Below are 23,449 nucleotides of genomic sequence, written 5' to 3' on the forward strand. Positions count from 1 at the left end.
GGTTTGTAGTTGAGTATAATGAACCTAATACAGGTGACCGTAAAGAATTTAAAGCCCATTTTACCCTGAAAAGATAAAATTAATATGAATCTAAAAAAGTATTATATAATAGCAAGTTTAGCATTGTTTTCATTTATTGGAACAGCGCAAGAAGGACTACCCATTTATTCAGATTATTTAACTGATAACTATTATCTCATACATCCATCTATGGCCGGAGTGGCAAATTGTGCTAAAGTAAGATTGACTGCGCGAGCACAATGGTTTGGGCAAGATGAAGCACCTAATTTACAAACATTAAGTGTTAATAGTAGGTTAGGAGATTCTCCATCTGCAATAGGTGGTATTGTGTATAATGATAAGAATGGGTATCATTCTCAAACAGGAGCGTATCTAACTTATGCGCACCATATCATGTTTTCTCGTAATGAAATTGATTTAAACATGTTGTCGTTTGGCTTGAGTGCTGGATTTATTCAGTATAAATTAGATGAAACAGAATTTTTAGCTGATGGATTTGATCCTATCATAGCAGGTGTTGAGCAAAGTGCAACTAACTTTAATGTAGATTTTGGGTTTTCGTATCACTTAATCGACTTCTATGCTCATGCAACAGTTAAAAATGTTTTAAATAATGATGGAATTAACTTTAACGAACAAGGTTTAAGCTATGATAACCTGAGAACATATTTGTTATCTGCAGGGAACACATTTCATAAATTTGGAAGCGATTGGAGTTTTGAACCTTCGTTAATGTTTATGTATAGAGATGCTACAGAAGAAGCATCTATTGATATTAACGCTAAGGCTTATAAGGATATGGACTTTGGAACGCTTTGGGGCGGAATTTCTTATCGCAGGAGTTTAGATGGTGCTGAATTTTTAGATGGATCTGGAGTAAGCAGTCAAAAACTCCAGTATTTCACACCTTTTGTTGGTGTTGATTATAACAATTTTGTATTTGCTTATACTTACTCGTATCAAGCAAATTCTGTTGTATTTAATAACGGAGGATTTCACCAAATTACATTAGGTTACAACTTCAATTGTAGAAGAGAGAAGTATGAGTGTAATTGTCCAGCAATTAATTAAAGACATAAATTAAGTATAACAAAAAAAGTCTCGATAGTTAGTTACTATCGAGACTTTTTTGCGTTAGTGATGGAGGTTTTGATGGAGCTCACCAGAGCATAACTCTGGAAGCGACTACCGAGAGCACGACGCTCTTTAAATTAGCGTAAATTTAAAGAGGGTAACGCCCAAACCTTACCAAGTATATTTCTTTTCTTTTGCTTGTGTTTTTATAGCTTTTATCATGGCGTTTTCTAAGCCGTTTTTATCTTCACTGTTTTTAGATTTTATATATAATCTACGCTTCTCATTTAACTGCTGGATTTCTTGTTGAATTACCTCACGCTCTTGACGTTTGTTTTTTACATACAATTTAATTTCGGTAATGCTTTTATCCTTGAGTTCTTGTGGAAGGTCTTCTTTTTTTAAATTTTCAAATTTAAAATCCTTTCTTTTTTCGGCATCAACTAAGTCCCAATTTGAGTTTTGGTATAAGTGAGAGCTTTTACTTACGGTTCTACTTACAGCGTTTGCCTCACTGTAACCCTCTGCATTAGAATCCTGCTCTGCTTGAAGCGCCATTTTCTTTTCGCCAATACGACCATAAGCAACGTACGTGCCATTTAGTTTTTGATTGAGCTTCAGAATCTTGTCATCATAAGGTGTTGCAACGTAGGTTGTGGCGTGATTGTGATTGATGGCCATATAATCACCATGAGATAAATCGGCACCATCTTTCCAATAGGTGGCAATGCCTTGATTGTAGTCTCCGCAGAAGATTGTATTGACGCTCACTCCGTTTTTGTGTGCTTGTTTAGCGGCGTCTTGGTAACTTATTTTACCCTGAGAAAAGGGCTCGTTTCCAGCAATAAAAATGAGTTTTAAGTCATCTTCGTTTTCGCCCCATTTTAACTGGTTTAATGAGGTTTGAATAACATGACCACAATATTCGTTTCCGCCATTTGTTGTTAGTGAAAAGAGTTGTTTTGAGATTTCATCTAGATCATTGCTAAAGGCCAAAACTTGCCTAATAAACCCTTCATCACCATTTAAATTATCATTGCCGTACTCATATAAAGCAATTTGTAATTTGGGTTTATCTTCACCACACTTGGCATAAGAAAGTTCATTTACAATATCCCAAAGCTGTGCTTTTGCTTGATCTATAAGTCCGTCCATACTATTACTCGTATCGAGGAGCAAAGCCACTTTTATAAATTGTTTATTGGGATTATGTCTTTCCGTTTTGGCCAAAACCAATGCTGTATCTTTTTTTTCGTTCGCATTACATGATGTAAAATTTATAATACATAATGAGAGTACGAGTGTCTTAATTAGTGTTTTCATATGTTCTTTTTTTAAATAATTATTTGTCCTCTTTTGGTACGGCCAAACCTTCATAGGTTATACGATCATCTAATGGATATATGAGTTCTGATAACTCATAGACATTCTCATATCCATAGCCATAGAGATTAATATAAGTTGGAATATTGAGCGCTAGTGTGAGTGCTCTTGCTTCTTCTTTTTCTTTTAATTTTAAACTGAGTTTTGGAAGTGCTACTTTACTGGCGAAATGTATACGATCTCCTTCAAAATTGTTATTACAATAGATTAAAATTTTCGTGTTCCAGTTAGGAATAATCTTAGCAAGGTTTTCTTGTGTGAAATCTGAAAAGTTTAAATGAATAGCCCCTTTAATGTGTTTTTTGTCATACATGTCTTTGGAACGTGTGTCTAATATGATGGTGTTCTCTTCTTTGCTTTTAGCCAAGAATTCGTTAAAATCAATCAATCTTTTTTTTCGATGTTTTTTTACCTGTCTAACCAAGGTTTCAAAATCTGAATAACTCACTTTTGACTTTCTGAAATCTGGTAATTTAGTGTCTGCTGGAATGCATATCAATAAGGCGATGCATGTAAATACGAATGTTGTTTTCATAATATTATTGATTAATTGGTTTGTAGTGCTTTTATATCTAATGTACCGTTTGGAGAAACGACATAGTATTTATGTTTAATTTCGGTCTTAACTACAGGCTTAGGTTTTGCTTCTTTAGGTTTAGGTGTATACTGTAATCGAATATTCATTCCTATTTGAACAACAGGTTCTAAAATAGATGGATTAATGACGACATCATAGTTCTCATAAGACAAGGGTTGGTAATAGTACGAGGTCTGCTTTTTTGCTGTAGTTACGCCTTTTTTCTTTTTAATGGCTTCAAAGGAAACACTATTAAAGGCTTGGTAACTTTGATAGAAATCTTTTGGAAAATAACAGTACTGATCGTCAGCTATAGCAACATTATATTCGGTTAAGTCGAAGCCCAAAACTTTATAATAGGCTTTCTTCTCTTCAATGAGTTTTAAAAGCTTTGTTTGAAGGTTTTTATAAACTTCAGCAATATTTTCGATGTAGTAATCGACTTTAACTAAATTGTAAATTTCACTTTTGGCACAAGCTGTTAGTATGGTTTCGAATTGGTTGGTTTTTGTAAACTGAATATGTAAATTCTGTTGAAGTTCAAATCCGTTAGGAACCTCAGTATAGGTTTTACTGAATAACTTCTTTTGGACTTCAATTTCATAATTAGGGACAAATGAAATCACATCGACAGCAAAATTTTCTTCTGAAATTCCTACGGCTTTTAGACTGTTTTTAATTTTATCAATACGCTGGTTCATAAGCAAATTAGTACTGTCTGCTGACGGTCCAATTTGTGAGACATTAAAAATGGCGGTGTATGTTGTGGCTTCAACATTTTGTAAGGCTTTTACATCAATAAATACGTGTGTACTCGGATTTAATATTTTGTTTATTTGTTGCTGTACGGTTGGATTATAAATGGTAGCATTTCCAGAATGTAAAATATTCTGCCTTGATATTTGATCATAATTTCCTTTGTGTTGTGCATTGGATATTACCATGCAAACTAAAATTAGCACAATGCTAAGGGCTTGATTTTTCATTACTTTTTTATCGATTTTTGATTAATGCTGTAAATCTAGAATCAACTTTTTTTAATAAAAAATCATATTGAGTGAACTACGTTACTGGATGAGGGAAAATGAGACTTAACTGAGTGAGCCTTGCAATTTAGGTTGTGATTTTAAGTTTTGAGCATGATGACGATTTTATTTAATCAATTAAAGTATGTAAGTTTATTCCATTCTATTTAAACAATGAAAACATTATTAACATATAGCTTCTGTGTTTTACTCATACTTTGCTCTTTTGGAACTCTATCTGCGCAAAATAATGAGGCAGAAAAAAATGCCTTAAAATTAAAAGAAGAGAAAAACCCATTCTTTACTATTAGAGGTTCTGTAAGGGAGAGTGATACCTATAAACCAATTTCAAAAGTTAATATTGAAGTTAATGGTGGCGACTATACGAGAACTGATGCCAATGGCGCATTCACCATTAAAGCTCGAAAAGGAGATGAGTTAATCGTAAGGCATAAAGATTTTGAAACGGTCTATCATATTATTGAAGACAATGATAGAATAACCGTAGAGGTTGAACCGGCTGATATCAGTCAAAAGTCAAGTTCAAAATTTAAGGTCGATATAAAAGCATTTAATGCGTTTATAGATTCTGTGTCTAAGTATAAGAAATTAGATGTAGCAAAAAGTATTGGATTTGTGGGAGACGCATTGTCGCAGAGTACAACAGTCTCTCAGAATGCCGAAGCCTATTTGTTACTTGCCGAAGTTTATATGCATTGGGAACAGTATGATTTGGCGGTTACCAATTACAGGGTGAGTCTGCAAAATAAAGAAACTAATGCAGCTAAATTAGGTTTAGCAAAAGCATATGAACGCAATAAAAATTACCAAGAGAGTTTAGAAACCTATGAAGCTATACATAAGAAATCGTTGAGTAATTATCAATTGGTTACGCTTTATGAAGGTTTAGGGGACACCTATTTTAGTATTAAAAATTTTCAAGCGTCTATTGATGCCTATGAAAAAGGCTTAGAAATAGCCAATAAACATCTTATAAAACCAAAAATTGTAGATCTTAACTCCAAAATTGCTCAGTCTTATAATAGTGCTGGTCGAGTGGATAAAGCCGAGCAGTTTTTTGGAAACTCTCTTAACCTTGCTGAAAAAGAAACAAAAAAACGTGCTTTAGAAGAAAAGGTTACGGTTGCAGATTTTCAAAATACTAATAGAAACTACTCTGCAGAAATACAGCTGAGAAAGGAGATTGTTGAAGATGTAGAAGATGTTCAAAGAGACTCCATTATTGCTAATGAAAGTGCCTTAACACCACAAAAGCAAAATTATAAAATAGGGAATGCATACTTTCTACAGAAAGATTATGAAAATGCCATACCTTATCTTGAAAAAAGTATTGAAGAAGCGGATGCTAAAGGGGATTTGATAGTAAAAAAAGATGCGACAAAAAAGCTCTCTGATGTGCATGTTGACGCCGGAAATTTTGAAATGGGAAAAGAGACCTTTGAAGCGTATAAACTTGTTGTAGATGAATTATATATAAAACGTGAACAGGAACTATCGCAATCTGATCGCTTTAGACGTAACATTAATTCTCTACAAAACAGAATCAATAGTTTAACGGGTAATCAAGAACTTATAACAAGTTTGGCCCAAGCGCGTAGTAAAAATCAACAGTTAATTATCTATTCGTTAATAGCCGGATTAATTATGTTACTCATTGCGGCTTTCTTTATGTACAAATACATAAAACAGCAACGATTGGCAAATAATCTATTAGCATTAAAATCATTACGCAGTCAAATGAATCCGCATTTTATTTTTAATGCACTTAATTCGGTAAATAGTTTCATAGCTATTAACGATGAGCGTACAGCGAATAAGTACTTATCTGATTTCTCATATCTTATGAGAGCTGTGCTCGAAAACAGTGAAGAAGATTTTATCCCGCTGCAAAAAGAAATCGAACTGTTAGATTTATATACTAAGTTAGAACATTTCAGATTTCAAGATAAGTTTGATTATAGTATTACTGTAGATGAAAATGTTGATGTGGAGTCTTATCAGATTCCGCCAATGTTGTTGCAACCCTATATAGAAAATGCTGTATGGCATGGCTTACGTTACAAAACTGAAAAAGGCCATTTATATATTACGATTTCTAAAAAGAATGATACTGAAATCACGATAACAATTGCAGATGACGGTATTGGAAGGGAGCGTTCTAAACACTTAAAAACAGCCAATCAACAAAAACAAAAATCAAAAGGGATGGGCAATATTAAAAAACGTGTTGCCATCCTAAACGACATGTACAAAGATAAAGTAGACGTTTATATTGACGATTATCAAGATGCAGAGGATGTAGGTACCAAGGTCGTTGTAACCATAAAAAAAGACTAAAAAATGAAATTAAGATCCATAATTGTTGAAGACGAAGAAACAAGTAGAAAAATTCTGAAAAATTATCTCAATAAGTACTGTCCTAATGTAGAGGTTTTAGGCGAAGCATCAAATGTAGAAGAGGCCTTAGTACTCATTAGAAACACAGAATTAGACCTTGTATTCCTTGATGTAGAAATGCCTTATGGTAATGCTTTCGATTTATTAGACAAGGTTGGTGATATCGATTTTGAAACTGTCTTTGTAACCGCATATAACCATTATGCAATCGATGCGTTAAACGCACATGCATCCTACTATTTAATGAAACCAATTTCTATTGATGAGTTGATTAAAGCGGTCGATTATGTGACAGAAATAAGAACAAAGGAAGATGCCCTTCAAGATCAAGTTTTGGTTCCTAAGACCCATAAGGTCAATGGTAAAATTACAATTCCTCAGCAAGACGGATTTGAAGTTTTAGAAACATCAGATATTATGTATTGTAAGGCAGATGATAATTATACTGAGATTTACCTTAATAACAACAAAAAGAAATTGGTAAGCAAAACTTTAAAGTATTTTGAGGATGCACTTACCGAAAGTGGCTTTGCTAGAGTACACAAAAGTTATTTGGTAAATGTTAATGAGGTTACCAAATATGTTAAAGGAAAAGGTGGAAGCGTGGTATTGAGTAACGGAAAAGAGATTATGGTTTCGGCGTCTAAAAAATCTGGTTTACTGTCTTATTTTAAATGATAACTTTGTAGAAACATAATCGTTTTGTAGTCTCAAAAACCTCGTCTAATATAAAAATTATGCTATGCCAATCATTAAACCAGTAAATGGAAAAGAACCTCAAATTCCAAGTGACTGCTATGTAGCAGAGAATGCTACCATTGTTGGCGATGTTACTATGGGAAATCAATGTAGTGTATGGTTTAATGCAGTTATAAGGGGCGATGTTCATTTTATTAAGATGGGAAACAAAGTTAATGTTCAGGATGGTGCTATAATTCATGCTACTTATCAAAAAGCAGCAACTACCATTGGGAACAATGTGTCTATTGGTCATAACGCTATCGTTCATGGTTGTACCATACAGGACGATGTATTAGTTGGAATGGGAAGTATTATTATGGATAATTGTATTGTAGAACGTAATAGCATTATTGCTGCTGGAGCAGTAGTTACTGAAAATACAATTGTTGAATCAGGAAGTATTTATGCTGGTGTTCCTGCCAGGAAGATTAAAGATATTAGTGAAGAATTAATTTCAGGAGAGATCCATAGAATAGCCAATAATTATGTGAAATATTCAAGTTGGTTCACATCTTAGACTTAATCTGGGTAATTAAATCTTCTACAGATAAAATGTTTTCTAAATGGTCGTTATCAAAAAGCATTGTTAACGCATTATCCTCTAATTTTAAAATGGCTGGATACGGTATTGTTGACTTAGGAAATTTTGCTTCAAATTCATCTTTATGATAGAATACCATAGCAATTTTACTGTTCTCTCTAAAAGATGTCCATATAGAATTTTCAGAAAAAGTATTAAATGTTAATGCACATAAATTGCATTGATATGTTTTTGGGCTCAGCAACTTATGGCCAGCATCTAATAGCGCATTAAGTTTTCCCGAATTAGCGTTATAAACAAAAAGTAAAGTCATATAAGCAATAAATCAAAAATCTAAAGAACTCGCTGAAAACTCCTCATTTAGAATAGCGTTTAACACATTAATATTGCCATTAGAAAAAAAGAGATGTTTAGGAGAAGTGTTCTTATCGTTTAAAAGCTCGTGATGTTCTAAAACAGCTTTGGTTTGTTTGGCAACAGCTAATCCAGAATCAATAATTTTAACGTGTTTTGGGAGTAGTTCTAGAAGTAAAGGCATCAAATAAGGATAATGTGTACAACCTAGCACTAAATAGTCTATATTGGCTTTTATCATTGGTTCTATATAGGTCTGCAAAAGCAATTTCATGTCGTTGCTATTAATTAGGCCTGCTTCAATCAAAGGAACAATGCCTTCACCAATTTGTTCAACCACCTTTATGCCGTTACTATATAAATCTGTTGTTCTATGAAACAACTCACTACCAAGTGTACCTTTTGTTGCTAGTATACCAATTGCCTTTGTTTTGGTATGTAAAGCGGCTGGCTTAATAGCAGGTTCAATGCCTATAAAAGGCACTTTGTAAGTAGTTCTTAATATTTTTATGGCATTTGTAGTTGCAGTGTTACAAGCAACCACAATAAGTTTACAGTTTTTTTCTAATAGAAGTTCTGTGTTTTTAATACTTAAATCTAAGATTTCAGATTTACTTTTTCCTCCATAGGGCGCATTTTTACTATCGGCAAGGTAAATGGTGTCCTCGTTTGGTAGAAGCGCATGAATCTCTTTAAAGATAGAGGTGCCACCAACTCCAGAATCAAATATGCCAATAGGTTTATTACTCATAGTTACAAAAATAAAAAAGCCACTTGTTTAAAGTGGCTTCCTTGTCTATTTATTTAGTATTTCTATATTAGAATCCTAATTCTTTCTTTACGTCTGCCAAAAGATCTTTTCCATCAGCCACTAATACACCACCACCTTGTGTTGAATCTAGTACATAATTAAATCCTTGTGCTTTTGCTACTTTATTGATAGCTGCTTTTGCCTTTTCAAAAATAGGCTTCAATAATGCAGCTTCTTTTTTAGATAAATCTTCTTGCGCTCCAGCTTGAAACTCACGAATACTTTGCTCCATTTGTTGTACTTCTTGAGCACGCTTTGTGTTTTCTTCTTCCGTTTTTGTATCAACTTCAGCTCTATATTGCTTTACTTTATTTTGAAGCTCAGTTACCAAAGTTTTGTAATCTGCATCATAAGTTTTTGACAACTTCTCAATTTCTGCTTGAGCCGCTTTCATTTCAGGCATAGCTTGAACTAACTCTGTTGTATTTATATGTGCAACTTTACTTTGCGCTGTTGCAAGACTTGTCGTACCAACAAATAGTATAGCTGCGAATAATAGGGTTTTTAAGTGTTTCATTTTAAAATTTGTTACGTGTTATAATTATTGTTTTAGTTATCATCAGGAACGGAATCTTTTGCTTTTTTCTGAGCTTCGCGTTCTTCTTTTGCTTTCTTTCGGTCTTCTAAAATTTTCTTTTTTCGGTCTTCAAGCGCTTTTTTTCTTGCTTCACGATCTTTTATTTTTTGTTGTCTTTTTTCTTCAGCTAACTGCGCAGGTGTTTTAGTTCCTGACGCTGCGTTTGCTGCTGTTGAATCCGTTTTTCTTGCATTTTTGCCTTTTTCTGTCGTACTCTTTTTTTGCGTTTTCGAAGCATTTGTACTATCTCTCTTTGCTTTTGCTTTAGCTCTATCGTCTAATATTTTTTGACGTTTTGCGGCAGCAGCAGCTTTAAGCGAATCTCTTCTTTTTAATTGAGCTTCTTGACGTTTAGCAATTTCTGCCTCACGAGCTGTTTTCTTATCTTCAATAGCCTTTTGGCGTTCATCAACTTCCTTATTTACAACTGGTACAACATCTTCTTTTGCAGCTTTTTTACGATCTGCTCTAGATTTTGCTTGAGTTCGTTTTGCCGATCGTGTTATACTTCTTATAACTAATTCACTTAAATCAAATCGTTCTGCCGAAAACAACATCACCACGTCTGCAGATTTATCAAAAATGAAATCATATTTCTTGCCACTAGCAATTTCTTGTACTGCTGCAAATATCTGATCTTGAATTGGCTGAATCAATTGCTGTTTTTGAATCATCAAATCTCCATTGGGTCCAAAACGCTTTTGTTGATAATCTAAAATTTCAGCTTCTTCAAAAGAAATATCTTCTAGACGTTCTTCATACAACTCTTTGGTTAATAAAACACTTTCACTGTTTAATTGCTTCTTTTTAGAATCAATAACTGTAAGACGTTGTTCTATCTCTGTTTTCCACTGTTGAACTTTTTGGTCAAGTTGAGAGGATGCTTCTTGATACTCAGGGATATTTTGTAAAATATATTCGGTATCTATATAACCTATCCTAACACCTCGTTGTGCATTAGAAACAAAGCTCATTAGACTTAAAACGGTCACTAAAAAAAGAACTTTACTTTTCATCTGTATTATTTTTGATTTATGATATCTTTTATAAACTATATAACGACAGATTAAAATTACGATCCTGTCATTGTGTTTGGTTTTTCAAATTAACGAAATATATTCTGAAAAATTTTAACACACTCATTAAATCGTCATATTGATAATAGAAAATATCGTGCCAAAATTAAAATTGTTGTCCAATTATGAAGTGAGTTTCCAATCCATTTCTAACAGTTTGACCTGGAAGAGCGTCAAAACCATAACCAAAATCAATACCTAATAATCCAAATGCTGGCATGAATATTCTAATACCTGCTCCAGCAGAACGATTAACGTTAAACGGATTGTAATCTCTAAAGTTATCAAACGATGCTCCTGCTTCTAAGAAGGTCAACGCATAGATTTTTGCTTGAGCTCCTAATGTAATAGGATAACGTAATTCGAGAGAAAACTTGTTATAAATAGAACCACCATCTTGAGATGATAATGATTGGTTTGGATAGCCTCGAAGTTGGATAACCTCTCTTCCATCTAAGGCAAAATTACCTAGACCATCTCCTCCTAAGAAGAAACGTTCAAAAGGAATAACACCTCTATCTTGGTTATAAGCTCCAAGAAAACCAAACTCCACACTAGATTTAAATACTAATTTATCAACAAGTCGTGTATACCAATCTCCTTTAAATTTAACTTTATAGAATTCTAACCAATTAAAACGTTCTTGATCGATTTCACCAATTCTTTGAACATCATCTGCATCTGTTGGATCAAGTAATGCACGTTCGTCTTTTAGTGCCTCATAATCCACATCGTTAAATAACGAATATGGTAGAGATAACTTTGCACTAATAGAAAAATTAGAACCACCTGTTGGATATATAGGGTCTGTACGTGTGTTGTTTCGAGTTAAACCAATAGTATACGATAAGTTGTTTGAGTATCCATCACCAAAAGTAAATAACCCTGTATTGTAGTTTTTTAAGTTATAATGCTGAAAACTTATGGCCTGAGACAATTGAAAGAAATCATCTGGCACTTTTAAACGTTTTGCCAATCCAACGGTAATACCTGTAATATTAAAACGTCTGTCTTTATCTGCTCGTCTTGAAATTGGATCAAATAAAAATTGTCTCGTATGAGAAATAGATGTCGATAATTGTACTGGACGTTTACCTCCTAACCAAGGTTCTGAAAATGAGAAACTATAAGTTTGAAAAAATTGTGATGCCTGTAAACGCAAGGCTAAACTTTGACCATCTCCAGACGGAATTGGCTTGTAGGCTTCTTTATTGAAGATATCTTTAATAGCAAAGTTATTAAATGACAATCCTAAAGTACCTATAAAGCCACCACCTCCATAACCACCTTGGAGTTCAATTTGACTAGACCCTCTTTCCACAACCTGATATTCAATATCAACAGTACCATCCTGTGTATTGAAGTTTTTCATGTTTGGTGTTAACTGTTGCGCATCAAAGAATCCTAATTGCCCAAGTTCTCTAATCGTTCTAATAACATTACTCTTACGATATAGTTGACCTGGTTTAGTTCTTAGCTCTCTATAAATAACGTGGTCATTTGTTTTATCATTTCCAGTAACTGTTACGTTATTAAAATAGGCTGGCTTACCTTCGGAAATTCTAATTTCCATGTCTATTACATTACCTTCTGCACTAGTTTCTACTGGGTTTATAGTAGAGAATAAATAACCGCTATCTTGATAAAGATTGGTTAAGTCTAGGGCATCTGGCTTACTATTGTCTGCAATACGCTTACGTAATTCAACACCATTATAAGTAGACCCTTCTTTAATTTTAAGATAGTTTTCTAAGTATTTATCTGAAAAAACAGTGTTTCCAACAAACTTAATTTCCCCAAATTTATACTGTTCTCCTTCTTCAACATTGATATAGAGCGTAATGGTCTTATCATCTTTATAAACAATAGAATCTGAAATGACTCTTGCATCTCTATATCCTCTTTCTTTATAAGCATCAATAAGAGTTACGAGATCTTCTTCAAAGTCATCTTTGATAAATTTCGAACGTTTTAAAATACGTATCGGATTTTTTTGTTTCGTGTTTTTCATGGCTTTTCTAAGTTTCTTATCTGAAACTTTATCGTTGCCATTAAAAATGATCTTATTAATTTTTACTTTTTCACCTTTATCAATAAAAATGAGCATGTCCACCTGACTTTTGTCAATAGAATCGTTATCAACTTCTTTAGTGTTAACCGTTACCTTGGTATTTAAAAACCCTTTTTTCTTATATTTATTGGTAATGTAATTTCGTGTTGTAGTAATTAAGTTTTCGGTAACTTTAGAAACACCTTTAGCAAGGTTATTTTCTTTTTTAAGTTCTTCTACTTTACTTTTTTTAACCCCTTGAATATCAATATTATTTAATTGAGGAAGGTCTTCAAGATTTATTTCTAAATAAGCTTTATTACCTTCGGTTCTGGTTAAATAAATATCTATACTACTAAAGAGATTAGAATTCCATAACTTTTTAATGGCAATACTAATTTGTTCTCCAGGAATGACAATTTCTTCGCCAATTTTTAGTCTTGAGAAAGACACAATGGTTCCAGGGTTGTAACTTGTATTACCAGTTACAGTCACTTCTTCTAAAATGTACTTTTTACCTTGGTTAAAATCTGATTGTTGCGCAACTACTATATTAGAAGTAATAAAAATAAATGCTAGGAGTAGTGGCTTAATATATGTTTTCAAAAGTAAGTAATTAGCTAAGTTGTTCACTTGTTTTTCCAAATCGTCGTTCTCTATTTTGATAATTTATCAAAGCTTCATAAAGGTCCTTCTTTTTAAAATCAGGCCAAAGAATGTCTGTAAAATATAATTCGGCATAAGCAATTTGCCAAAGCAAAAAGTTGCTTATCCTTTGTTCACCACTCGTTCTTATTAATAAGTCAACATCTGGTAAATTATGCGTGTAAAGATGCTTATTTATAATTGATTCATCAATACTTTCAACAGAAATTATATTATTTTTAACTTTATCCGTTAATTCCTTTATAACCTTAACAATCTCTTCTCTAGCCCCATAACTAAGGGCTAAAGTCAATGTCATATGTGTATTGTTTTTGGTTTTATCTATAACTTCTAACAACTCTTGATGAGCTTTTTTTGGTAAATCTTTAAGATTTCCAATAGCTAATAAGCGGATGTTATTGTCTTGAAGCGTTTTAATTTCCTTTTTCAACGATTTAACCAGAAGTTTCATTAATGTTTGAACTTCTAGTTTAGGGCGTTTCCAGTTTTCAGTAGAAAACGCATAAAGGGTTAAGTTTTTTATTCCTATTTCGGCACTTGCTTCTACAACATCTCTTACAGATTTTGTTCCGTTTTCATGACCTATTACCCTAAGCAAACCTTGCTGTTTTGCCCAACGCCCATTTCCGTCCATAATTATGGCAACGTGATGTGGAAGTTTTTCGGTTAATATTTGATCTTTCAAATTCATTTAAAAATTACAATAGCATGGTCTTTGACCAAATGTATAAGTTAGTGTAAAACCGGTAAAAACATACCAATCGTTACTGTTTGTATTACCAAAAGAAAATACTTCTAGTTCTTTTGCGTCTGGAACACTACCATCCAATTCGTCCGAAAACGTATATCGGGCGCCCACTTCAAAACCTAAAATTAAATGGTTCGTGATATTACTTTTAATACCAAGTACCATTGGAATTCCAAAAGCCCAACTATCCGTACCTTCTGAGGTATATTGGCCAGAAGCGTTGAAAAAATAATTAGGATGTTTCGCTGTTGAGATACCAGAATATAAATATGGTGTTATTTTTAAATCGCCTTGGTGTAAATCAAAATCCCAAAAGGTAAATTCCATACCTGCCGAGATTTCTAAAAGGTTACTGTCAAATGTATAATCGCGTTCTATACGTCTTGGGTCATCCGATTTTTGGTCATAACCTTTTAAATCAGAATATATAATTGAGACTCTCCAAGAATGTCTTGGGCTTCTGTTCCATTTCAAAAGTAAACCAAGAGCAGCTGTATTTGGGTTAACGTAGTTGGTTCGTCCTACATCACCTATAAAATTGCTTCCACCAGCAAACACGCCAACTTCATAGATTTGAGAGTGGCTTTTTTGCACGAAACATATACTCAATAAAAATAAGATTAAATACCTCATAAATTTTTAAAAGTTTGCAAATATAATAAATATGAATTGCCTATGGTAATTTGTGGCAAATAGTCTTACAGAAAACAGATTTTATAAGGTTTTATTGTTTAATTACGTTTGTCTTCTCCCCAGAGCATTTTCTTTCTGAGTGTATCAATAAAGCTTTCGTCTAAGAGCTCTACCATTTTAACTTTAAAGTTGGCTTTTTTGATAGTGATAAGGGTAGCATTAGATAGTGTGATGATTCTAGAATCCAAAGACATCAAATGTTGGTCTTCTCTACCATCTACTTTTAGTTGTATAGTTGTGTCATCAGGAATGACTAAAGGTCTTGCGTTTAAATTATGAGGTGCAATAGGCGTTAACACTAGGCTGTTAGCTTCTGGTGTTATCACAGGGCCGCCACAACTTAAAGAATAGCCTGTTGAGCCTGTTGGTGTTGCTGCAATAAGTCCATCTGCCCAATATGAAGTAAGGTATTCTTCATTTAAATGGGTTTCTACGATAATCATAGAGGTTGTGTTTTTTCGACTTACAGCAATTTCATTAAGCGCAAAGTTAGTGTCTTTTAAGGTTTCATTTTCAGAATTGGTCTCAACACTAAGTAAGGTGCGTTCTGAAATTTTGTATTTCCCATTGAGAATATGCTCAATAGCGACTTTAATTTCATCGGTTTGAATGGTAGCTAAAAATCCTAATCGTCCTGTATTTATGCCTACAATAGGAATAGAAAAGTCTCTTACAAAGGTAATTGCTCTTAAAATGGTACCATCACCACCTACACTTATTAATAGGTCGTAACTCTCATCTAGTGTCGAGAATTTTTGAACAGTTGAGTTCATATCAACCAAGTCTTTCGAAGCATTATAGAAAGTGTCTTCTACGTGCACTTGTACATTATTATCTAAAAGCACCTTGATAAGGTCTTCAAATGACTTTAAAGATTTTTCTGGATAATACTGACTATAAACGGCTACCTTCATCATTAAATGTCTAAGTATTTCTTAAGATATTCTGAGCGTTCTTTGAGATTCTCAACGTAAGTGTCTTCCTCATGACCAGAAATTATATTATAGCTATAGCGTCTAAAGGTTTGAATCACATCATTAAGTCCAGAGTTTCCAATTTTTAACGTAATTTGAATCACGTCACTTTCCATCTTAGACACAAAGGCACCAAGTATTTTGGCATCATTAGATTCCACAATTTGGCTAATTTCACTAAAGGAATAATCTTGAATCCCCTTTTCTACAATAAGAATGCCACCAGGTTCTGCAAAAAATGGTGTTTCATTAAATAAACCAATAATATCACCTAGTTCATAATAGCCTAAGTAATTATTATGCTTATCAAGTACAGGCATGATATTACATGAGTTTTGAGCAAAAGTCTCAAGTACGTCAAGCCAATTAGTGTCTGCTCTTACGTAAAAACCATCTAGGGCGTAGTTGCAATTGGCTATAGTTTTTTGAGATTCAAAACAATGTGCATCTGTTTCAGAAATGCAGCCTTGATAAGTGCCTTCATTTTCAACAGGAATATGTGAATAGGTCAATTCATTAAATATAAGCTGAACATCACTTACCTTATCATTTATATTGAGTGGTTTTATATCGTTAATAATGTATTCTCGTAAAGGCATAATCTTGTTAAATTCTATTCAAAATTAATTAAAAATAACCACAATTAAGGTTGAAGGACTTTGTATTTTTGTAATCAAATTATAAAGTTATGACCAAGTTAAGCGTAAATATCAATAAGATAGCAACCTTAAGAAATTCGAGAGGCGGTAACACACCAAACGTTGTTCAGTTTGCAAAAGATGTACAGCGATTTGGAGCCGAAGGTGTTACGGTTCATCCAAGACCAGATGAACGCCATATAAAATACCAAGACACACGAGACTTAAAATCAGAAGTTTATACCGAATTTAATGTTGAAGGAAACCCAATAAAATCATTTGTGGATTTAGTACTAGAGGTAAAACCAACCCAGGTTACTTTGGTGCCAGACGCTGTTGATGCCTTGACATCTAATGCTGGATGGGATACGATAAAACACAAAGATTTTTTAACTGAAGTGATTTCCGAATTTAAATCGAATGCTATTCGAACCTCCATCTTTGTAGATCCTATTTTAGAGATGGTAGAAGGTGCTAAAGCAACAGGGACAGATCGTATAGAATTATATACCGAAACTTTCGCACATCAATATGGATTAGGCAATAAAGAAGCAATTGGGCCTTTTACAAAAGCGGCCGAGTTATCTAATGAAATTGGATTAGGTGTTAACGCAGGACACGATTTGTCTTTAGAGAATATCAAGTTTTTTAAGCAGAATATTCCTGGTTTATTAGAAGTGTCCATCGGACACGCTTTAGTATCTGAAAGTTTATACTTAGGTGTTGAAAATGTCGTACAGATGTATTTACAACAATTACAATGATGCTACACTCAAAAATTATAGGACAAGGGCAACCTTTTATTGTCCTCCACGGATTTCTAGGTATGTCCGATAACTGGAAAACACTCGGGAATAAGTTTGCAGATGCAGGCTTTGAAATACATTTGGTAGACCAGCGTAATCATGGGCGCAGTTTTCATGATAACGAATTTAGTTACGAAGTGCTAGCTCAAGACTTAAAACAATATTGTGATGAACATCAATTAGAAGATAGTATTTTGTTGGGGCATTCAATGGGGGGGAAAACGGCCATGCTCTTCGCGACTGAATATCCTGAACTCATATCAAAATTGATCGTTGCAGATATAAGTCCGCGTTTTTATCCCATACATCATGATGCTATTTTAGAAGGGCTCAGTGCCTTAGATTTTGACCATATAAAAACTAGGGGAGCGGCAGACACTTTCTTATCGCAGTATGTTTCCGAAGTTGGAACACGTATGTTCTTGCTTAAAAATTTATATTGGGTTGAAAAGGGACAGCTCGGACTTCGAATTAATTTAGATGTTTTAAAAGCCAACGTATCCGAAGTTGGAGAAGCACTACCTATGCATAACAAATTTGAAAAACTAACCCTATTCCTAAGAGGAGACAAAAGCGAATATGTGATGCCAAGCGATGAAGCATTGCTTAAGCAACACTTTCCACTTGCAAAAATAGAAACCATTAGTAATGCTGGTCATTGGTTGCATGCCGAAAATCCAGCCGATTTTTACGATGCAGTTATAAATTTTGTAACTTCATAACAACAAAACATAGAGCTTATGAATCTTATAATTAGAATATTACTCATCGCAGGTATTGTGATGTTGTTAGCCCATTTTTTACCAGGCGTAGGACTTGATGGTTATCAATCGGCTATAATTGTAGCTGTTGTTTTAGCGTTGTTAAATGCTATTGTAAAACCAATACTCATTATTTTAACCTTGCCTATTACGATCGTTACCTTAGGCCTATTTTTATTTGTAATCAACGCTTGTATCATATTATTAGCAGATAAATTTATAGATGGTTTTGGTGTGAATGGCTTTTGGACAGCTTTACTCTTTAGTATTCTGTTATCTATCTCACAATCTATTGCTTACTCGTTTTTAAAAGAGAAGAAAAAGTAGTCACAAAATCAGTTAATTAAACTATTGTTGGGTTGCAAAAAAAGTCGTATTTTTGCAGCCCTTTTTAGTACAAAAAGTTAATTCCCATTTTGGGTTTATAGTAGATACAATGAATATTACAAGAGAAAACATCGATGCATTAAATGCAGTGGTAAAAGTAGATATCGCTAAAGAAGATTACAGCGATAAAGTAGAAAAAATATTAAGCGATTACCGTAAATCGGCTAATATACCTGGTTTTAGAAAAGGTCATGTACCAATGGGCTTAGTAAAAAAGCAATATGGTAAGGCTGTTTTAGTTGATGAGGTAAATAAGCTTTTGCAAGATGCTTTGGGTAAATACTTAACCGAAGAAAAATTAGACGTTTTAGGTAATCCATTACCAAAACCTCAAGATGATTTAGATTGGGATGCAGATGCCTTTAGCTTCGAGTTTGAATTGGGATTAGCGCCTGAGTTTGATGTTAACTTAAAAGGTAAAAAAGCAATTACACATTATAACATCGTTGCTGATGATAAAATGTTAGACAATCAAGTTGAACATATTAGAAAACAATATGGTAAAATTGTTTCTGAAACTGAAGTAGCAAAAGATTCTGAAATCACAGGTGTTTTTGTTAACGAAGAGAAAGAAATCAATAACTCAACAATGATTACTTTAGATAAGTTTAAAGGAAAAGCAACTGCAAAGAAATTTATTGGTGCTAAAGTTGGTGATGTGATTACATTAAAAACTAAAGGTTTATTTAACGATGATCATGATTTAATGACCTTCTTAAAGGTGTCTCATGATGATGCTCACGGTTTAGAGATTGAGGTTTCATTTACAATTAATGAGATTAATTCTAGAGAATTAGCAGATTTAGATCAAGAGTTATTTGATAAGTTATTTGGGCCAAAAGCTGTAACTTCTGTAACAGAATTGAAGGCTAAAATTAAAGAAGATTCTGAAAAGCAATTTGCACAGCAAGGTGATCAAAAGCTATTAAATGATGTTACTGAGTATTTGGTAGACAATACAAAATTTGATTTACCAGCTGAGTTTTTACAAAAATGGATGCAAACTGCAGGTGAAGAAGTGATGGATGCAGAGCAGGCTAAAGAGGAATACGAAAAATCTGAAAAGAGCATGCGCTATCAATTAATTGAAGGTAAGTTAATTGAAAAGCATGACCTTCAAGTATCATTTGATGATTTAAAGGATCACGCTAAAGAGATGATTAAAGCGCAAATGGCACAATTTGGTCAAACAGGTTCTAGTGATGAAGAGTTAGAAGGTATTGCAGCAAGAATCTTATCTAATAAAGATGAGGTAAAACGTTTGTCAGATCAATTGATGAGTACAAAACTGTTAAACCTATACAAAGCCGAAGCTAATCTTAAGACAAAAGAGATAACTTACGACGATTTTGTAAAAGAGTTTTACAGCTAAACCCATAATGGGTATTCTGCCAAAAGGAAGTAGGTAAGCTGAAATTCGATATTTGAGTATTGACTGGCACTATTTTTTTAAATGGGAGAAATAATATTATAAATTAGTATCTTTGAGCGTAAGACTTCACCGTCTTACGCTTTTTGTTTACATTAAAAAATTTGAAGACTATATATGGATTACGGAAAAGAATTTGAAAAATTCGCAATAAAAGATCAAGGCATTAGCAGCACATATTACAACAAAATTATTAGTAGTATGTATCCAACGGCCTTAACACCGAATATTATTGAAGAGCGCCAAATGAATATCGCTATTTTTGATGTATTCTCGCGTTTAATGATGGATCGTATTATCTTTATGGGGACTGCGATTAATGATCAAGTAGCCAATATTATTCAAGCGCAATTATTGTTTTTAGAGAGTACAGATGCTTCTAAAGACATCCAAATATATATCAACTCACCAGGAGGGAGTGTGTATGCTGGTTTAGGAATTTATGATACGATGCAGTTAATTAAGCCTGATGTAGCAACTATTTGTACAGGAATGGCTGCCTCTATGGGAGCTGTGTTGTTATGCGCTGGAGAAAAAGGAAAACGTAGCGGATTAACACATTCACGTGTGATGATTCACCAACCTCTAGGAGGCGCGCAAGGACAAGCGAGTGATATTGAAATTACAGCACGTGAAATATTAACCCTTAAAGAGGAGTTATATAAGATTATTAGTAAGCATTCTGGGCAGGATTACGACAAAATCTACGAAGATAGTGATCGCGATTACTGGATGAAGGCAGATAAAGCTAAAGAATACGGAATGATAGATGAAGTACTATCAAGAGGATAAAAAACAAACGCTTATTGGTTTTTAGAAACCCGTAGGTTTTAAAATGATTTATGGCAAAGGAAGAATTAGAATGTTCGTTTTGTGGACGAAAGAAACCAGAGACCAATCTATTGATTGCTGGCTTGGATGCGCACATTTGTGATCGATGCATAGAGCAAGCCCATGGTATTGTTTTAGAAGAATCTAAGCAGTCTGATAATGCAGAGTTGTCTTCAGAACTAATGCTTAAAAAGCCTCAGCAGATTAAGTCTTTTCTTGACGAATATATTATAGGTCAGGAACACACTAAAAAAGTAATGTCTGTAGCGGTGTATAACCATTATAAACGTTTATTACAGCCTTCATCAGATGATGATATTGAAATTCAAAAGTCAAATATTATTATGGTTGGACAAACAGGTACTGGAAAAACATTAATGGCAAAAACTGTAGCAAGAATGCTTAATGTACCACTTGCCATTGTTGATGCAACTGTACTAACAGAAGCAGGTTATGTAGGAGAAGATGTAGAAAGTATTTTAACACGTTTACTTCAGGCCGCAGATTATAACCTGGAAAAGGCCGAACGTGGCATTGTGTTTATTGATGAAATCGATAAAATTGCGCGTAAGAGTGATAACCCATCAATTACAAGAGATGTCTCTGGAGAAGGTGTACAACAAGCCTTATTAAAACTACTTGAAGGAACAGTTGTTAATGTGCCACCAAAAGGAGGTCGTAAGCATCCAGATCAAAAGTTCATTGAAGTTAATACACAACATATCTTATTTATTGCTGGTGGAGCATTTGATGGTATCGAACGTGTAATTTCGAAACGATTAAATATGGCTGCTATTGGTTATAAGGCATCTCATGATGATGAAATTGCAGATCCAGATAATATGTTGCAGTATATTATACCAAAGGATTTGAAAGATTTTGGTCTTATACCAGAAATCATTGGTCGTCTTCCAGTACTTACGTACATGGATCCTTTAGATGGTAATACATTAAGGGCTATCTTAACAGAGCCTAAAAATGCGATTATCAAGCAGTACAAGAAATTGTTTGCTATGGATGATATCGAATTTTCTATAACTGAAGGTGCTTTAGAGTTTATTGTGAACAAAGCAATAGAGTATAAACTAGGAGCAAGAGGTTTGCGTTCACTATGCGAAGAAATCTTAACTGACGCTATGTTTGAAATGCCAAGCTCAAACGATAAGAAATTAAACGTAACGAAGTCTTACGCCGAAGGTAAGCTTACCAAAACAAAACTTAAAAAATTGAAGGCAGTTTCTTAAATTGAAATTTGAGATTTCAGTAAAAAAAAGAAAACCACTCTTTCCCGAGAGTGGTTTTTTTATTAGGATTTAAAAACTAATATTGCTAAACAATATTTTGAATATTTTTTTACAATTCTAGGTCTTTCTAACATTATTTTGCTTCAAGACTTCGTAAATATAGGAGCAATAATTTCAGAATAAAAATGACTTTGCCAGCTTTTGGACGAACATCAATAAATACTCGTTGTGTGGGAAAAACCTCTACCGTTCATCGATGTTTTAAAAATGGTTTATCATATTAATGATCCAAAGCCGATACTTTAGATGACAACTTTAAGACTTCTTTGTAAATTAAAGCGTCTGTTTTGTATGACGAAAATCGTGATTCGAATTTTTCGAATCCTTTTTTCAAGACCTTAAGAGAATAGCGTTCGTATGCTTTTACTTTAAAGCTATAGAATGCATCAATTCCTGTTGTTTGACGTTCAAGCTCATTTCCGTCTACATCATATAAAACCACTGTTGTATTGGGTAATGGTTTTTCTTGATCATTTACAACAACACCTTGTAACTGTTGGTAAATAATATTGGATTTAAAACGATACATATCGAAACTACCTTCACCTTCTTCTTTGTTAGAAGAGAAAAAGCCTTGGTCTTCAGTTGTAAACATAAAAGCAATTTCATCAAATTCTGAATTGACCTCAGTACCAAGATTTCTAGGTGTTTTAATGTCTTCTGAAATAGAACTTACAAAAATATCGAAACCGCCAATGGCATTATGACCTTTTGATGAAAAGAATAGTTTTTTTCCGTCTTTTGATAAATGAGGAAACTTATCATCAAATTGGGTATTTATTTTTGGCCCAAGATTTTGGGGTTGTTCTAAAGAGCCGTCTGGATTAATATGTGAGACATATAAATCATAGCCTCCAAAAGAGCCCGGCATATTTGATGAGAAATAGAGTTCGGTACCATCAAATGAAACATGTGGGTTTTCTATAGAATAGCCATCATTACTAATGTTTAATTCTACTTCATTTACCCAGTTACCATTAGAATTTTCTTCAAGAACAACTTTGTATAATTGATAGTTACGCGAGTTTTCGCGTTTACTTCTTGTGAAATACATTGTTTGTTCGTCTGGAGAAAAAGCAACCTGCCCTTCATTGTCTTTAGTGTTTATGATTCTTGAGAAAAACAAAGGGTTTTTGGCAGTACCATAAGCATCAATATCAAGACAGAATAATTCTGAAAATGGCTCATTAGTATGTTTATCTATACCATTTCCTAATCCGCCAATTTTCTTAGAGGATACCATAATCAGCTTGTTTTTAAACACAGCCGATGGGATTTCAGAATATTTTGTGTTAACATCAGAATTGTAAACATAAAATTCTAATCCGCTTTTATTGTGCTTATCAATACGTTTTGGATTATTGGATTCGTCGTTTAGGTTTGAAACGGTAGGTGAGGATACCATACATAATAGTAGGGTAAACACCGTGAGGAAAGGCGTTTTCATTGTGAGGGTTTTTGGGATTAATTATGTCTTAAAATTATAATCTAAAACATTAAATAACTTTTTTTATTGTGTTTATTAGATAAAAGAGGGTGTAAATCCGACTAATTTAGGGTTTAC

At 33.6% G+C, this 23,449-nt stretch carries 23 protein-coding genes; 10 read left to right on the forward strand and 13 right to left on the reverse strand.

All coding sequences use genetic code 11. The annotated features are described in order from the left end of the window. The first annotated feature begins 84 nt into the window (after positions 1-84). Positions 85-1,092, forward strand: a complete 1,008-nt coding sequence (locus Q0787_RS09320; protein WP_298902241.1) for a type IX secretion system membrane protein PorP/SprF — start codon at positions 85-87, stop codon at positions 1,090-1,092. 174 nt (positions 1,093-1,266) lie between these two features. On the opposite strand, the gene Q0787_RS09325 is transcribed toward Q0787_RS09320, so the two are convergent. Genes Q0787_RS09325 through Q0787_RS09335 form a run of 3 tightly spaced genes read right to left on the reverse strand, consistent with a single transcriptional unit; the run spans position 1,267 to position 4,041 of the window. Beyond that, a complete protein-coding gene (locus tag Q0787_RS09325; RefSeq protein ID WP_298902242.1) occupies positions 1,267-2,418 on the reverse strand; it encodes a VWA domain-containing protein in 1,152 nt (383 codons plus the stop codon). Between the two features lie 19 nt (positions 2,419-2,437). Then, complete coding sequence (locus Q0787_RS09330) at positions 2,438-3,013, reverse strand: rhodanese-like domain-containing protein (RefSeq protein WP_298902243.1); 576 nt, start codon at positions 3,011-3,013, stop codon at positions 2,438-2,440. 11 nt (positions 3,014-3,024) lie between these two features. Next, entirely contained in the window at positions 3,025-4,041 is a 1,017-nt protein-coding gene (locus Q0787_RS09335; protein WP_298902244.1) for an SIMPL domain-containing protein, read from the reverse strand. Between the two features lie 213 nt (positions 4,042-4,254). On the opposite strand from Q0787_RS09335, the gene Q0787_RS09340 reads away from it, so the two are divergent. The 3 genes from Q0787_RS09340 (at position 4,255) to Q0787_RS09350 (ending at position 7,756) form a co-directional block, all read left to right on the forward strand. Then, positions 4,255-6,438: a histidine kinase gene (locus Q0787_RS09340; RefSeq protein WP_298902246.1), complete on the forward strand. Its 2,184-nt coding sequence runs from the start codon at positions 4,255-4,257 to the stop codon at positions 6,436-6,438. 3 nt (positions 6,439-6,441) lie between these two features. Next, positions 6,442-7,176: a LytTR family DNA-binding domain-containing protein gene (locus Q0787_RS09345; protein WP_298902247.1), complete on the forward strand. Its 735-nt coding sequence runs from the start codon at positions 6,442-6,444 to the stop codon at positions 7,174-7,176. Positions 7,177-7,240: 64 nt separating this feature from the next. Continuing rightward, the gene (locus Q0787_RS09350) at positions 7,241-7,756 is read left to right on the forward strand and encodes a gamma carbonic anhydrase family protein (RefSeq protein ID WP_298902249.1); all 516 of its coding nucleotides are present in this window, start codon (positions 7,241-7,243) and stop codon (positions 7,754-7,756) included. On the opposite strand, the gene Q0787_RS09355 is transcribed toward Q0787_RS09350, so the two are convergent. The 9 genes from Q0787_RS09355 to Q0787_RS09395 all read right to left on the reverse strand — a co-directional run bounded on the left by Q0787_RS09355 (position 7,746) and on the right by Q0787_RS09395 (position 16,328). Beyond that, positions 7,746-8,093, reverse strand: a complete 348-nt coding sequence (locus tag Q0787_RS09355) for a GTPase (RefSeq protein ID WP_298902251.1) — start codon at positions 8,091-8,093, stop codon at positions 7,746-7,748. The two genes, Q0787_RS09350 and Q0787_RS09355, sit on opposite strands and share 11 nt — an antisense overlap. 12 nt (positions 8,094-8,105) lie before the next feature. After that, complete coding sequence (gene murI, locus Q0787_RS09360; protein WP_298902253.1) at positions 8,106-8,885, reverse strand: glutamate racemase; 780 nt, start codon at positions 8,883-8,885, stop codon at positions 8,106-8,108. Positions 8,886-8,952: 67 nt separating this feature from the next. Beyond that, the gene (locus tag Q0787_RS09365; RefSeq protein ID WP_298902254.1) at positions 8,953-9,462 is read right to left on the reverse strand and encodes an OmpH family outer membrane protein; all 510 of its coding nucleotides are present in this window, start codon (positions 9,460-9,462) and stop codon (positions 8,953-8,955) included. 32 nt (positions 9,463-9,494) lie between these two features. Continuing rightward, positions 9,495-10,538, reverse strand: coding sequence for an OmpH family outer membrane protein (locus Q0787_RS09370; protein ID WP_298902255.1), 1,044 nt, complete (start codon positions 10,536-10,538; stop codon positions 9,495-9,497). A 166-nt stretch (positions 10,539-10,704) separates the two neighbouring features. Continuing rightward, complete coding sequence (locus Q0787_RS09375) at positions 10,705-13,254, reverse strand: POTRA domain-containing protein (RefSeq protein WP_298902256.1); 2,550 nt, start codon at positions 13,252-13,254, stop codon at positions 10,705-10,707. A 10-nt stretch (positions 13,255-13,264) separates the two neighbouring features. Then, a complete protein-coding gene (locus Q0787_RS09380) occupies positions 13,265-14,005 on the reverse strand; it encodes an isoprenyl transferase (RefSeq protein ID WP_298902257.1) in 741 nt (246 codons plus the stop codon). Further along, positions 14,006-14,671, reverse strand: a complete 666-nt coding sequence (locus Q0787_RS09385; RefSeq protein ID WP_366915884.1) for a DUF6089 family protein — start codon at positions 14,669-14,671, stop codon at positions 14,006-14,008. 122 nt (positions 14,672-14,793) lie between these two features. Continuing rightward, positions 14,794-15,669, reverse strand: a complete 876-nt coding sequence (locus Q0787_RS09390) for an NAD kinase (RefSeq protein WP_298902724.1) — start codon at positions 15,667-15,669, stop codon at positions 14,794-14,796. 2 nt (positions 15,670-15,671) lie between these two features. Continuing rightward, positions 15,672-16,328, reverse strand: coding sequence for a CBS domain-containing protein (locus Q0787_RS09395; RefSeq protein WP_298902259.1), 657 nt, complete (start codon positions 16,326-16,328; stop codon positions 15,672-15,674). Between the two features lie 89 nt (positions 16,329-16,417). Here Q0787_RS09395 and Q0787_RS09400 point away from each other — a divergent pair, with 89 nt between their 5' ends. The 6 genes from Q0787_RS09400 to clpX all read left to right on the forward strand — a co-directional run bounded on the left by Q0787_RS09400 (position 16,418) and on the right by clpX (position 21,825). Further along, entirely contained in the window at positions 16,418-17,131 is a 714-nt protein-coding gene (locus Q0787_RS09400) for a pyridoxine 5'-phosphate synthase (RefSeq protein WP_298902260.1), read from the forward strand. After that, entirely contained in the window at positions 17,128-17,895 is a 768-nt protein-coding gene (locus tag Q0787_RS09405; protein ID WP_298902261.1) for an alpha/beta fold hydrolase, read from the forward strand. The genes Q0787_RS09400 and Q0787_RS09405 overlap by 4 nt, the downstream gene beginning before the upstream one ends. Before the next feature lie 18 nt (positions 17,896-17,913). After that, positions 17,914-18,261: a phage holin family protein gene (locus tag Q0787_RS09410; protein WP_298902262.1), complete on the forward strand. Its 348-nt coding sequence runs from the start codon at positions 17,914-17,916 to the stop codon at positions 18,259-18,261. 109 nt (positions 18,262-18,370) lie between these two features. Further along, positions 18,371-19,693, forward strand: a complete 1,323-nt coding sequence (gene tig / locus Q0787_RS09415; protein ID WP_298902264.1) for a trigger factor — start codon at positions 18,371-18,373, stop codon at positions 19,691-19,693. A 174-nt stretch (positions 19,694-19,867) separates the two neighbouring features. Further along, positions 19,868-20,542: an ATP-dependent Clp endopeptidase proteolytic subunit ClpP gene (clpP, locus tag Q0787_RS09420; RefSeq protein WP_230936673.1), complete on the forward strand. Its 675-nt coding sequence runs from the start codon at positions 19,868-19,870 to the stop codon at positions 20,540-20,542. A 50-nt stretch (positions 20,543-20,592) separates the two neighbouring features. After that, positions 20,593-21,825 (forward strand): ATP-dependent Clp protease ATP-binding subunit ClpX, encoded by a 1,233-nt coding sequence (gene clpX / locus Q0787_RS09425; protein ID WP_298902265.1) that lies wholly within the window; start codon positions 20,593-20,595, stop codon positions 21,823-21,825. A gap of 280 nt (positions 21,826-22,105) precedes the next feature. Here the strand turns inward: clpX and Q0787_RS09430 are convergent, their stop codons facing one another. Continuing rightward, positions 22,106-23,332, reverse strand: coding sequence for a hypothetical protein (locus Q0787_RS09430; protein WP_298902267.1), 1,227 nt, complete (start codon positions 23,330-23,332; stop codon positions 22,106-22,108). Positions 23,333-23,449: the final 117 nt, after the last annotated feature.

The organism is uncultured Psychroserpens sp. (assembly GCF_947492715.1).
In the GTDB taxonomy this organism is placed as follows: domain Bacteria; phylum Bacteroidota; class Bacteroidia; order Flavobacteriales; family Flavobacteriaceae; genus Psychroserpens.

Coding starts and splice junctions, on each gene's coding strand:
- Q0787_RS09320 (WP_298902241.1), top strand. CDS start 85: ATGAATCTAAAAAAGTATTATATAATAGCAAGTTTAGCATTGTTTTCA.
- Q0787_RS09325 (WP_298902242.1), bottom strand. CDS start 2,418: ATGAAAACACTAATTAAGACACTCGTACTCTCATTATGTATTATAAAT.
- Q0787_RS09330 (WP_298902243.1), bottom strand. CDS start 3,013: ATGAAAACAACATTCGTATTTACATGCATCGCCTTATTGATATGCATT.
- Q0787_RS09335 (WP_298902244.1), bottom strand. CDS start 4,041: ATGAAAAATCAAGCCCTTAGCATTGTGCTAATTTTAGTTTGCATGGTA.
- Q0787_RS09340 (WP_298902246.1), top strand. CDS start 4,255: ATGAAAACATTATTAACATATAGCTTCTGTGTTTTACTCATACTTTGC.
- Q0787_RS09345 (WP_298902247.1), top strand. CDS start 6,442: ATGAAATTAAGATCCATAATTGTTGAAGACGAAGAAACAAGTAGAAAA.
- Q0787_RS09350 (WP_298902249.1), top strand. CDS start 7,241: ATGCCAATCATTAAACCAGTAAATGGAAAAGAACCTCAAATTCCAAGT.
- Q0787_RS09355 (WP_298902251.1), bottom strand. CDS start 8,093: ATGACTTTACTTTTTGTTTATAACGCTAATTCGGGAAAACTTAATGCG.
- murI (WP_298902253.1), bottom strand. CDS start 8,885: ATGAGTAATAAACCTATTGGCATATTTGATTCTGGAGTTGGTGGCACC.
- Q0787_RS09365 (WP_298902254.1), bottom strand. CDS start 9,462: ATGAAACACTTAAAAACCCTATTATTCGCAGCTATACTATTTGTTGGT.
- Q0787_RS09370 (WP_298902255.1), bottom strand. CDS start 10,538: ATGAAAAGTAAAGTTCTTTTTTTAGTGACCGTTTTAAGTCTAATGAGC.
- Q0787_RS09380 (WP_298902257.1), bottom strand. CDS start 14,005: ATGAATTTGAAAGATCAAATATTAACCGAAAAACTTCCACATCACGTT.
- Q0787_RS09390 (WP_298902724.1), bottom strand. CDS start 15,669: ATGAAGGTAGCCGTTTATAGTCAGTATTATCCAGAAAAATCTTTAAAG.
- Q0787_RS09395 (WP_298902259.1), bottom strand. CDS start 16,328: ATGCCTTTACGAGAATACATTATTAACGATATAAAACCACTCAATATA.
- Q0787_RS09400 (WP_298902260.1), top strand. CDS start 16,418: ATGACCAAGTTAAGCGTAAATATCAATAAGATAGCAACCTTAAGAAAT.
- Q0787_RS09405 (WP_298902261.1), top strand. CDS start 17,128: ATGATGCTACACTCAAAAATTATAGGACAAGGGCAACCTTTTATTGTC.
- Q0787_RS09410 (WP_298902262.1), top strand. CDS start 17,914: ATGAATCTTATAATTAGAATATTACTCATCGCAGGTATTGTGATGTTG.
- tig (WP_298902264.1), top strand. CDS start 18,371: ATGAATATTACAAGAGAAAACATCGATGCATTAAATGCAGTGGTAAAA.
- clpP (WP_230936673.1), top strand. CDS start 19,868: ATGGATTACGGAAAAGAATTTGAAAAATTCGCAATAAAAGATCAAGGC.
- clpX (WP_298902265.1), top strand. CDS start 20,593: ATGGCAAAGGAAGAATTAGAATGTTCGTTTTGTGGACGAAAGAAACCA.
- Q0787_RS09430 (WP_298902267.1), bottom strand. CDS start 23,332: ATGAAAACGCCTTTCCTCACGGTGTTTACCCTACTATTATGTATGGTA.